This window comes from Steroidobacter sp. (assembly GCF_036406195.1).
In the GTDB taxonomy this organism is placed as follows: Bacteria; Pseudomonadota; Gammaproteobacteria; order Steroidobacterales; family Steroidobacteraceae; genus Steroidobacter.
On record NZ_DASWVW010000007.1, the window covers coordinates 126,660 to 138,157 of the forward strand.

Annotated in this window: 12 protein-coding genes; 5 read left to right on the forward strand and 7 right to left on the reverse strand. The window is 62.4% G+C overall.

Annotation, left to right across the window (positions count from 1 at the left end; translation table 11 throughout):
* Positions 1–6: 6 nt before the first annotated feature.
* The 5 genes from VGE08_RS02660 to VGE08_RS02680 are packed head-to-tail and all read right to left on the reverse strand — an operon-like array spanning position 7 to position 5,538.
* Positions 7–408, reverse strand: coding sequence for a RidA family protein (locus tag VGE08_RS02660; RefSeq protein WP_331066304.1), 402 nt, complete (start codon positions 406–408; stop codon positions 7–9).
* Positions 405–1,601, reverse strand: coding sequence for an acyl-CoA dehydrogenase family protein (locus tag VGE08_RS02665; RefSeq protein ID WP_331066305.1), 1,197 nt, complete (start codon positions 1,599–1,601; stop codon positions 405–407). Before VGE08_RS02665 ends, VGE08_RS02660 begins: the two co-directional genes overlap by 4 nt.
* On the reverse strand, positions 1,598–2,422 hold the full coding sequence (locus VGE08_RS02670) for an enoyl-CoA hydratase family protein (RefSeq protein ID WP_331066306.1): 825 nt from the start codon (positions 2,420–2,422) through the stop codon (positions 1,598–1,600). Before VGE08_RS02670 ends, VGE08_RS02665 begins: the two co-directional genes overlap by 4 nt.
* A gap of 45 nt (positions 2,423–2,467) precedes the next feature.
* A complete protein-coding gene (locus tag VGE08_RS02675) occupies positions 2,468–3,259 on the reverse strand; it encodes an SDR family oxidoreductase (RefSeq protein ID WP_414717442.1) in 792 nt (263 codons plus the stop codon).
* Positions 3,256–5,538, reverse strand: a complete 2,283-nt coding sequence (locus VGE08_RS02680; protein WP_331066308.1) for a bifunctional salicylyl-CoA 5-hydroxylase/oxidoreductase — start codon at positions 5,536–5,538, stop codon at positions 3,256–3,258. Before VGE08_RS02680 ends, VGE08_RS02675 begins: the two co-directional genes overlap by 4 nt.
* A 155-nt stretch (positions 5,539–5,693) precedes the next feature.
* Here VGE08_RS02680 and VGE08_RS02685 point away from each other — a divergent pair, with 155 nt between their 5' ends.
* The 3 genes from VGE08_RS02685 to fdxA all read left to right on the forward strand — a co-directional run bounded on the left by VGE08_RS02685 (position 5,694) and on the right by fdxA (position 7,572).
* On the forward strand, positions 5,694–6,188 hold the full coding sequence (locus tag VGE08_RS02685) for a MarR family winged helix-turn-helix transcriptional regulator (RefSeq protein ID WP_331066309.1): 495 nt from the start codon (positions 5,694–5,696) through the stop codon (positions 6,186–6,188).
* Between the two features lie 333 nt (positions 6,189–6,521).
* The gene (locus tag VGE08_RS02690) at positions 6,522–7,091 is read left to right on the forward strand and encodes an NUDIX hydrolase (RefSeq protein ID WP_331066310.1); all 570 of its coding nucleotides are present in this window, start codon (positions 6,522–6,524) and stop codon (positions 7,089–7,091) included.
* A 157-nt stretch (positions 7,092–7,248) separates the two neighbouring features.
* The gene (gene fdxA, locus VGE08_RS02695; RefSeq protein ID WP_331066311.1) at positions 7,249–7,572 is read left to right on the forward strand and encodes a ferredoxin FdxA; all 324 of its coding nucleotides are present in this window, start codon (positions 7,249–7,251) and stop codon (positions 7,570–7,572) included.
* Between the two features lie 53 nt (positions 7,573–7,625).
* Here the strand turns inward: fdxA and VGE08_RS02700 are convergent, their stop codons facing one another.
* Both VGE08_RS02700 and xerD read right to left on the reverse strand, forming a co-directional pair.
* Complete coding sequence (locus VGE08_RS02700; RefSeq protein ID WP_331066312.1) at positions 7,626–8,396, reverse strand: DsbC family protein; 771 nt, start codon at positions 8,394–8,396, stop codon at positions 7,626–7,628.
* Positions 8,397–8,716: 320 nt separating this feature from the next.
* Positions 8,717–9,616, reverse strand: a complete 900-nt coding sequence (xerD, locus tag VGE08_RS02705) for a site-specific tyrosine recombinase XerD (protein ID WP_331066316.1) — start codon at positions 9,614–9,616, stop codon at positions 8,717–8,719.
* Positions 9,617–9,883: 267 nt separating this feature from the next.
* Here xerD and VGE08_RS02710 point away from each other — a divergent pair, with 267 nt between their 5' ends.
* Entirely contained in the window at positions 9,884–10,675 is a 792-nt protein-coding gene (locus VGE08_RS02710) for a lysophospholipid acyltransferase family protein (RefSeq protein WP_331066313.1), read from the forward strand.
* A 67-nt stretch (positions 10,676–10,742) separates the two neighbouring features.
* Positions 10,743–11,498 (forward strand): Glu/Leu/Phe/Val dehydrogenase dimerization domain-containing protein (locus VGE08_RS02715; RefSeq protein ID WP_331066314.1); only part of this gene is annotated, 756 nt, incomplete at its 3' end.

Consider the following 11,498-nt stretch of genomic DNA (forward strand, 5'->3'; position numbering starts at 1 on the left):
AGCGCTTCACCCGCCGCTGGGAATGACCGCGGTGGCCTCGATCTCCACCTTGGCTTCGCTCTCCATGAGCGCAACCACTTGCACGACGGCCATGGTCGGGAAAGTACGGCCGAGGACCTCGCGATAAGCTTGCCCGATCTGCGGCAGTTCCGCGTAGTACTCATCGCGGCTGGTCACATACCAGGTGAGGCGCACCAGATGCTCCGGGCGAGCGCCCGCTTCGTTCAATATGGCAACGATGTTCTGCAGGGTCTGGCGCACTTGCTCGGCAAGCGTCGGCGGGAACTGGTGCTCCTCGTTCCAACCGATCTGGCCGGCGACGAACACTTGCCGGCCTTCGGCAACCATGCCGTTCGCATAGCCTTTGGGTCGCGGCCAGCCGGCGGGCTGCAGCACTTGAATCGTCATTTCAAAACCTCACGCGCGATGATCAATTTTTGTACTTCGGTCGCGCCTTCATAGATTCGCAGCGCACGGATGTCGCGATACAGGCGCTCCACGATTTCTCCGTGAACTACGCCGCGGCCGCCGAACATTTGCAACGCGCGATCGATGACGGACTGCGCGCTCTCCGTCGCTGTCATCTTTGCCATCGCGGCGCTCTTGGTCACGGCTTGCCCTGTATCTCTCTGCCAGGCCGCTCGATATGTCAGCAAAGCCGCTGCATCGATGGCAGTCGCCATGTCCGCGATCGCGGCTTGAGTCAGTTGAAAATCCGCCAGCGTCTTGCCGAACATCGCCCGCTGCCGCGAGTGAGCCACCGCCTCATCCAAGGCACGCCGTGCGAATCCGATGGCAGCAGCGGCCACGGACGCACGAAAAATATCCAGCGTCCGCATGGCGATCTTGAATCCTTCGCCTTCGGCGCCGATCCGGCGTGCCACAGGAATACGGCAATTCTTGAAGCGCAGCGTCGCGAGCGGATGTGGCGCGATCACATCGATGCGCCGCTCGATCTCGAATCCAGGGTCACCCGGCTCGACCAGGAACGCAGTGATCCCTTGCGCGCCAACGGTCCCATCAGGCCGCTTCAGTCCTGGCGTCGTGCGCGCGAACACGCAATACACATCCGCGATACCGCCGTTGGAGATCCAGGTCTTGGTGCCATTCAATACATAGTGATCGCCATCGAGGCGCGCCGACGTTTGCATGGCAGCGACGTCGGAACCGGCATCGGGCTCGGACAACGCAAACGCCGTAATTGCCGTTCCGCTCGCGACCCGAGGCAAGTATTGCTGCTGCAGGGTCGATTCACCGGCGAGCGACAGCGAGCCGCTGCCGAGCCCTTGCATGGCAAAGGAAAAATCCGCCAGGCCATCGTGATAAGCCAACGTCTCACGGATCAAGCAAATGGCGCGCGAATCGAACTTCATCAGCGCTCCACCATGCTCCGCTCGAACGCAGTAGCGCGTGATGCCCGCCTGGCCGAGTCCGGCAACCAGCTTGCGAGCCTGCGCGTCCACTTCGTCGCGAGACTCGCCGTGCGACTGACCCGACAGATGCTGCGCGCTCCACGCCGATACCAGTTCGGCGGCGGTACGATGCTCCGGCGCGAAGAACGGCCAGCTCAGCCGCTCGCTCAGATCGAATTGCACGCTCATTTGCCGACGAACTCCGGCTTGCGCTTGGCCGCGAATGCATCGAATGCGCGGCGGAAATCCTCGGTCTGCATGCAAATGGCCTGCGCCTGCGCCTCGGCTTCCAGGGCCTGCTCGATGCTCATGTTCCATTCCTGGTTCAGCATGTTCTTGGTCATGCTGTGCGCGAACATAGGGCCGGTGGCGAGACTGCGCGCCAGCCGTGTCGCTTCGGCGAGCAACTGATCGGAGGCGACCAGCTGGTTGAAAAAGCCCCATCGTTCGCCTTCCTCGGCGGTCATGGCGCGGCCCGTGAGCATCAACTCGGCCGCCCGTCCCTGCCCGATCAATCGAGGCAGGATGGCGCACGCGCCCATGTCACAACCGGCGAGCCCGACCCGCGTAAACAAGAACGCAGTCTTGGCCTGTGGCGTGCCGATGCGCATATCGGACACCATCGCGATGATTGCACCTGCGCCTGCGCAAATGCCGTCCACAGCGGAGATCACGACCTGCGGGCAACCGCGGATCGCCTTGACGAGATCGCCAGTCATGCGCGTGAACGTCAGCAACTCCGGCATGGTCATGCGTGTGAGCGGCCCGATGATGTCATGCACATCGCCGCCAGAGCAGAAATTGCCGCCGGCGCCGTCGATCACGACCACGCGGATGTCCTTGTCGTAGACGAGATCGCGAAACAGGTCGCGCAACTCGGCATACGACTCGAACGTCAGCGGATTCTTCCGATCCGGAATGTTCAGGGTGACGTAGCCGACCGACTGCTCCACGCGCCACAGGAAATGTTTCGCCTGATAGTCCGACAGCTTGCGTTGAGTGAATGACATGAGTCCCCGCGATCGGCCGCTGTCCCGCCGGCCGAAATAAATCAGTTACATGATCTCGCCGCCAGCGACGGCGATGCTCTGGCCCGTGATGCTTTCGCTGCCTGGCAGACACAGCCATGCGACGGCGTTGGCCACTTCCTCGCAACGGATCAAGCGACGTTGCGGATTGTTCGCCACCAGTGCCGCCAACGCATCGGCCTCCGAGCGCTGCGTCTTCTCCTGGATGTTGCGAACGGTCTCGCGAACGATGTCCGTATCGGTATAGCCCGGGCACACCGCATTGACCGTGATGTTCCGGCCCGCCACTTCCAACGCCACTGACCGAGTCAGACCAATAACGCCGTGCTTCGCGGCGCTGTACGCGGACACATACGGATAGCCCTTCAGTCCAGCCGTGCTCGCAACATTCACGATGCGCCCGAAATCCCGCTGCACCATCGAAGGCAAAACATAGCGCATGCCGTAATAGGTACCGGTCAGGTTGACGGACAGCATCGTGTGCCACAATGCATCTTCCATCTTGTGCAAGGGTGCGCTCGTCGCCTGTCCGGCATTGTTCACGAGAATGTCGATGGCGCCGAAGCGGCTGCTGGCATCCTGGATCGCGGCCCGCATTTGGCCGCTATTGGTAACGTCGGCCGCAACGGCATATGCGTCGCTTGCGCTCAGTTTCTCGGCCACTTCGGTGACTGCTGCAAGCTGGCGCCCCAGCAGCGTCACCCGCGCCCCCTCATGCAGTAATCGCTGAGCGATGGCGAAGCCAATACCGCGGCTCGCGCCCGTGATCAGCGCATGCTTGCCCCCCAGAGGCGCTGGGGATTGTGAGCTCGTGCTCAAACGGCACCAATCATTTGCGCAGCCCGCGCGAGATTGCGTTCCAGCTGGCTCTTGCCGGAGAGATAAGGCTTCGGCCACTGCTGGCTGGCCCAGTTCTGCGCCGCGGCGGCATGCAGCGTCCACGACGGATCCGCGAGATGCGGTCTGGCCAGCGCGCACAGATCGGCTCGGCCCGCGGCGATGATGGAATTCACGTGATCCGCTTCGAAGATGTTGCCGACCGCAATGGTCGCGATATCCACCGTGTTACGCAACAAGTCCGAGAACGGCGTTTGATACATGCGGCCGTAGACAGGCTTCTGCCAGGGGACGGTCTGGCCGGTCGATACGTCGATCAGGTCCGCACCCGCGTCGCGCAGTGCGCGCGCGAATGTCACGAGATCCGCTTCGCTCAATCCACCCTCGGCCCAATCGCTGGCCGACACGCGAACGGACATCGGCTTGTCCGCGGGCCACACGGCGCGCGTCGCTTTGAAGACCCGCAACGGAAAACGCATGCGATTTTCGATGCTGCCGCCAAACTCGTCCTCGCGCCGATTGGTCAGCGGCGACAGGAAGCTTGCCAACAAATACCCATGCGCCATGTGCAGCTCGATCATGTCGAAGCTGGCCTGCTCACCCAACTGCGCTGCATGTACGAACTGCTGCGTCACCTCATCCATGTCTTGAAGCGTCATGGCACGCGGCGTCTGGCTGATGCCTTCGAGGTACGGCAGCGGCGATGCGGAGATCAATTCCCAGTTGCCCTCCGGCAACGGATGATCGGCGTGCTCCCACCCCACCTGCGTCGAACCTTTGCGGCCGGAGTGCCCGAGTTGCAGAGAGAACTTCGCGGCCGAATGCGTGTGTACGAAATCGACGATGCGTTTCCAGGCGTCGCGTTGAGTGTCGTTCCACAGCCCCGTGCAGCCCGGACTGATACGCCCCGTCGGCGACACACAAGTCATCTCCGTCACGACCAGGCCAGCACCACCGGTAGCGCGCGAACCGTAGTGCATCAAGTGCCAATCGTTCGGCACGCCATCCACGGCCTGGTATTGCGCCATCGGCGAGACCACGACGCGATTGGTCAACTGCATGCCGCGCAACTTGAACGGTAGAAACATCGGCGGCCGGGGCTCATTCACGCCCGCGCGCCGAGCGAGATCGCGCTCTACCACCTCGACGAAAGCGCCATCCCGCAGGCGCAGATTGTCGTGACCGATGCGTTGGCTGCCGGTCAGCAGGCTATAGGCAAACTGCAGCGGCTCCAGGTGAACATAGCGTGCGACGTTCTCGAACCATTCCATGCGATTGCGCGCCGCGCTCTGTAGTTTGAGCGCTTCCAGGCTGCGTTCCGCCTGATACGACTCGAGTCCTGCCCGAACATCGGCGGCATGCGCAACGTGCTTCACCAGAGAAGCGGCATCCTCCATCGCGAGCTTCGTGCCGGAGCCGATGCCGAAGTGCGCGGTATGCGCGGCGTCGCCGATCAAGACGATGTTATCGGTGTGCCAGCGCTTGCACAGTACGCGATTGAAGTTGAGCCACGCCGAACCGCGCAGATGGTTGGCATTGCTCATCAGGCTGTGGCCGCCCAGATAGCGGCCGAACAGTTTTTCGCAGAACTCGATGCTCTGCTCCGTATTGAAGCGATCGAGCCCGTGCGCCTTCCAGGTTTCCTCGCGCGTTTCGACGATGACGGTCGACAGCTCGTCACTGAATTGATACGCGTGAATCTGGAACCAGCCGTGCTCGGTCGGCTCGAAAGCGAACGTGAAGGACGGAAACTTCTGTCGGGTGCCGAGCCAGATGAACCGGCACTTGCGCACATCGATATCCGGCTCGAACACGGACGCGAACTGTTTGCGCGTGCGGCTGTTGACGCCATCGGCCGCGACGATCAAATCCGCATCGGCGAACGGCGTCAGATCTTCGATTTCATGCTGGAAGGTCTGCTGCACGCCCAGGCCGGCGGCGCGTTCCTGCAGCTTGTTCAGCAGCAGCTTGCGCGAAATGCCGCAGAAGCCGTGACCGCCCGAGCGCACGCGCTCGCCCTTGAAATGCACATCGATGTCGTCCCAGTGATGGAAGTTGCTGATGATGGCGTCGTGCGATTCGGCATCGATGGCGCGAAATCCCTCCATGGTCTTGTCGGAAAACACCACGCCCCAGCCAAAGGTGTCGTCCGGGCGGTTGCGTTCGTACACCTCGACGCTGGCGCCGGGAAGAGCTTTCTTGAACAGGATGGCGGCGTACAAACCCGCCGGCCCACCGCCGAGACAAACGATGCGCTTCATGACAACCGCGCTGGCAGAGTTGCTGGTGCGGGACATGGTACGAGCGATATATTTTAAGTGTCAACTATCAGTTGGAACCTGCATTTTTCGGGCCGCCCGTTGCCGCCGGGCTGTAACTCTTTTAGGATTGCAACCTATTGTTACGGAAGCCTCCGATGACCACCCCCAGCGCGCCCCGCGCCTTCGCCGAAAAGCTCGGCGGCGCTCCCCACAGCAAGACCTCGCTGCGCCTGTGGCTGCGGCTGCTCAGCTGCTCCATGATCATCGAGCGCCGCATCCGCAGCCGGCTCGAAGCAGAGTTTCAGACCACCTTGCCCCGTTTCGACGTGATGGCCGCTCTGGAACGCGAACCCGACGGCCTCACCATGAGCCAGCTGTCCGCGGCCCTGCTGGTCTCGAATGGCAATGTCACCGGCATCGTGAACCGGCTGATCGAAGAGCTGCTGGTAGTGCGCACCCTCGAATCCGACGACCGCCGCGTCGCCACCGTCCGCCTCACCCGCAAAGGCCGCGAAACCTTCCAACGCATGGCTCGCGCCCACGAGGCATGGGTGGACAAGATGTTTGCCGGGCTGAACGAAGCGCAGATGGAACAGCTGATGAAGTTGCTGGCAGAGGTCCGACATTCCATCGATGAGAATGCGGACTGATTGCAGCTCCGCCTCTTCCTCTTCAACCGTAACGACACCGCGACGTGTCAGCGTCGGCGGGAGTGACCTGCCTGCTCCCGGCAAATGGGACCAACAGGGATGTTGGCCCCTTAGCGCTACATGGACGTACAAGCAGCGCGCGAGCGACAGCGAAGCGCGGCGAGTGCAGCGGTGCCGGGAGCAGGCAGGTCACTCCCGCCGACGCAAGCCACCGCGCCTCTCTCTTCCGGATACTCAAGCCACCACACCTCTCGACAAGAGAGCAACGAGGGGTGACCATGCCGCCCTTCATCCTCGCGCCCCTGAATACCCGGCGGTTCAATTCCTTACCTCATGAAGTTCTGCTCCAACTGCGCCCAGCCGGTCAGCCTGTCGATTCCCCCTGGCGATCACCTGCCCCGTTACGTCTGTGCCAGCTGCGGGACCATCCATTACGAGAACCCACGCATCATCGCCGGCTGTGTGATCGAGCACGAAAGCAAGATTCTTTTGTGCAGACGGGCCATCGAGCCTCGCCGCGGCTACTGGACCACACCCGCGGGCTTCATGGAGAACGGCGAATCCGTACAGCAGGCGGCCGCACGCGAGGCCATGGAGGAAGCGCTGGCGCACGTCCGGATCGGCTCGCTACTGAGCATCGTCAACGTGCTGCGCGCGCATCAGGTACACATCATGTTTCGCGCTACGTTACGCGAACCCTCGTTCGGGATCGGCCCCGAAAGCCTGGAAACGCGGCTGTACGCCGAGGAGGAGATTCCCTGGCCCGAACTGGCCTTCCTGAGCGTCGAATTCGCCTTGCGGCGTTACCTAGAGGACCGGCGCCTGGGCCAGGAAAAACTGCATTTTCGCGACATCGACTGGCAGGACGGCAAGGCCGTGATGACCGACGGCCAGTCGCAATGACACCCTGCGGGCCGGCCCTGACCGCCCGTCATTCCAGGAAAACAGGCCGCTATGACGACGCAGCCTCGCATCCCCACGCCCCCTTTGGCACAATGCGCGCCCGCAAGCGGCGCATTTCTTGTCCAGCCGCCGCTGCCAAGGATTTCCGGAGCCCGCGATGACCTTCGTCGTCACTGAAAACTGCATCAAGTGCAAGTACACCGACTGTGTCGAGGTGTGCCCCGTCGACTGTTTCCACGAAGGTCCCAACTTCCTGGTGATCGATCCGGACGAGTGCATCGACTGCACGCTGTGCGAGCCGGAATGCCCGGCCGAGGCGATCTTCTCCGAAGAAGAGTTGCCCGAAGACCAGCAGCACTTCAAGCCGCTGAACGCCGAGTTGGCCAAGGCCTGGCCGGTGATCACCGAGAAGAAGCCGATGCCGCCCGACGCGAAGGAATGGGACGGCAAGCCCGACAAGCTGAAGCTGCTGGAGCGTTGATCGAAGATTCGGGATCGGGTGGCCCCACCATGGGCCACCCGTTCGATTGAAGGCTAGTTCTTGGCCTCGGCGCTCAGCCGATCCAGCTCTTGCACCATCTGGTCCGGCGTCAGATAGCCGCCGATATAGTCACCGCTAGTGGTGAAGATGGCCGGCGTGCCGCGCACACCCAACTCCCCCCCCAGCTGATACTGCTTCGCGACCGGCGTGGCGCACTGCTGCGCCTTGACCTCGCGGCCGGCCTTGGCGTCGGTGATCGCCTTCTTGCGATCCATCGAGCACCACACGGCCTCCATCTTCTCCCAGTCCTCCGAGCCCGGCCCGGCCCGCGGATAGGCGAGATAGCGAACCTGCACGCCGCGCTGATTCAATTGATCGATCTCGCTGTGCAGCTTGCGGCAATAGCCGCAATCGACGTCGGTGAACACGTTGATGGTGTGCTTCACCTTGGCCGGCTTGAAGATGATCATTTCGCGCTCGTCCAGCCTGGCGAGCGCCTTCACGCGGGTCTTCTGGCGGCCGGCTTCGGTCAGGTTGGTACGCGACTCGATTTCATACATCTCGCCGGCGATCAGGTAGCGGCCATCGGCGCTGATATAGGCGATATCCGTCCCCAGGCTGACCTCGTAGATGTCCTTCATGGGCGTCGGCTGCACATTGTTGATGGTCATGTCCGGGAATTTCCGTGCGAGCGTGGCACGGATTGTCGCCATTGCCTTCTGATCGACGGCATTGGCGGCGGATGCCGCGGTTTCGGCAGCGAACGCCGACGCCCCGAGCCAGGTCGCCACACTGGCGAGCAGACACATCAACAGTTTTTTCATGGGAACTCTCGTGACCCTCGCCCGATTCGACGCTGCGGCAGGCCCGCAAGTTCAACGCAGTTCGGCTTGATTGAGGAGGCGGGCGGAGTCTAGCAAAGACGCCGTCGGGGGCGAGAGAACGTTGGGGCAGTGGCTGTGGTGGGGTGAGGCGGTGACGGCCAGAGGGTCGTTCAGGTAGCCGTCCAGAAGGCGTCTCGAGTAGCGGTCCCTGGAGGCGTCTCAAGCAGCCGTCCATGGAACCTCGGCCAGCCGCTACATCCGTGTACCGGCGTTCGGCCGGTCCGAAGACACGTTAGGTGTCTTCGGAAAGGCAGCCGCACTCACCCTCTGGGGTGATGTAGCGCATGCAGTTCCTTCATGCGCTCGCGGGCCACGTGCGTATAGATCTGTGTCGTCGACAGGTCGCTATGCCCCAGCAGCATCTGCACCACGCGCAGATCCGCGCCATGGTTCAGCAAGTGGGTGGCGAACGCGTGCCGCAGCGTGTGCGGCGACAACGCCTTCTGCACGCCGGCCTTCTGCGCATAGCGCTTGATGATGTGCCAGAACGCCTGGCGCGTCATGCGATCGCCACGGCGCGTCGGGAACAGGTAGTCGGTCTGGCGCTCCAGCAGGATTTCCAGGCGCGGACCGTTCATGAATTTCTGCAGCCAGGACACCGCCTCGTCGCCCAGCGGAATCAGCCGTTCGCGATCACCCTTGCCGACGATGCGCAGCACGCCCTGATTCATGTTCACCTGACTGGACTTCAGGTTCACCAGCTCCGAGACGCGCAGGCCCGTGGCGTACAGCACTTCCAGCATGCAGCGGTCGCGATGACCCAGCGGGTCCTCGATCACCGGCGCCTTCAGCAACGCCTCGACCTCTTCCTCCGTCAGCGACTTCGGCAACGAACGCCCGATCTTGGGCATCGCGATCTGCGCGGTGGGATCTTCCTTGATGGCTCCGTCGCGGATCAGATAACGGTAGAATCGGCGAAAGCTGGACAGCTGACGTGCAGTGGAACGCGGACGCGCTCCGGCCTCGACGCGATGAGCGATGAATGCGAGCAGGTCGGCGCGCTTGGCGGCGACGCTCGATGTGCCACGCGCCTGCAGCCAGCGATCCAGCGCAGTCAGGTCAGCGCGATAAGCGGACAGTGTGTTGGGCGACAATCCGCGCTCCATCCACACGGCATCGAGAAAGCGGTCGATGGCCGCCAATGACGGCGTCTCCGGCATATCCTCGCCTGACCTCGAGTAGACTGATGCTTTGGTTACGGTGCTCATCGCCTTGTGGTGTTAACCGTGATCGCTCACGGCAGACCGGTAAATCAATGGCGGCCAGTATGGAGAGAGGGTCCGGCGGGAGACGTGATTACAATCACAGAACCCCCGCAGGGTTTACATAAAGAGACTCAGTTCACAGAAATCGACACCCGACCTATTCCATGCCGGTACTACATAAATCTCCCCGTGACATCTCTGTAGAGATATGCGTGTCGCCTCATGACTGACGCCCCGCAGCGGGCGCCGACAGTCTTCCGGTCCGTGCTCGAAATCATTTATGGCGTGTATGTCCTGCTGGTGTTCCTGGTCTTCGGCCTGAGCGCGTTCGTTGCAGTTTTACTGCCTCTCGGGATCAAGGCACGTCGGCATATTGCTCACTTTGCGGCGCGCGCGTTTTTTACGGTGGCGGGCCTGCGCATCCGCATGATCGACGAGCATCTGTTGCCGGGCGGACCATGCGTGGTCGTGGCGAATCACGCCAGCTATCTGGATGGCATCGTGCTCAAGGCCGCCCTGCCCGCACGCTTCTCGTTCGTGATCAAGAAAGAGTTCAGTCGCGTGCCGCTCGCTGGATTGCTGTTGCGGCGGATCGGATCGGAGTTCGTCGATCGCTTCAATCGACACGCCGGCGGCATGGATGCACGGCGCCTGTTGAAGGCCGCTGACGCCGGTCAGGCGCTGGCCTTCTTTCCCGAGGGCACGTTCCTGGCCGAGCCCGGGCTCGGCAAGTTTCACAGCGGCGCGTTCACTATTGCGGCGCGCGTTGATCTGCCGGTGGTGCCGCTCGCCATCCGCGGCACGCGATACATCCTGCCGTCGGGACGCTTTCTGCCCCGGCCAGGTCGCATCGACATTCACGTGTTGCCGTCGATCGGCCCGATGCACGACATGAATAACTCGGACGCCGTCACCCATACGCGCGACGTGGCGCATGCACGCATTCTTGCCGTGCTGGGCGAACCGGATCGATCGACTAACGACGGTATCGCAGCCCTGCAATCACGACGTTGAGAATAGGGATACGTGCGCACACCCGCGCGCGCCTATAATCACGGTCCGGGGTTTTCGAGGGACGGCGATGAATCTGTTCGAAGCAGTGAGCCGGCTCGGGCACGAGCAAGTAGTGTTCTTTCATCATCGCGACAGCGGCCTGCGCTGTGTGATCGCGATTCACAGCACGGTGCTGGGCCCGGCGCTCGGCGGCTTGCGCATGTGGCCGTATGCGAACGAGGCGGATGCGGTTCGCGACGTACTGAAGCACTCCGCAGACATGACTCACAAGGCCGCCATCGCCGGCCTGAATCTCGGCGGCGCCAAGGGCGTGCTCATCGGCAATCCCGAAACGGATAAAAGCGAAGCTCTGTTTCGTGCGCTCGGGCGCTTCATTCAATCGCTCGGCGGGCGCTTCATCACCAGCGAAGACGTGGGCACCAATGCCGACGACATGGAATTGATTCGCCAGGAAACGCGCCACGTAGTCGGCGTGCCACAACTCCTGGGTGGCAGCGGCGATCCTTCGCGATTCACCGCGCTGGGCACGTTGCATGGCATTCGCGCCTGTCTCGAATTCAAGCTCGGCCATGCGGATCTGCGCCGCACGAGCTTCGCCGTGCAGGGAGCCGGCCAGGTGGGTTATCACCTGGTGAAGTCATTGCGTGCCGCTGGCGCGAAGGTGTTCGTCACCGATATCAATGAAGAGCGCATCGAGCATGCGGTCGCGGAGTTTGGCGCCGAGGCGGTGCCGATGTCACAGATCTACGACGTCGATGCGGACGTGTTCTCACCTTGCGCTTTGAGCGCCGTCATCAACGAAGACACTGTGCCTCGCTTGCGC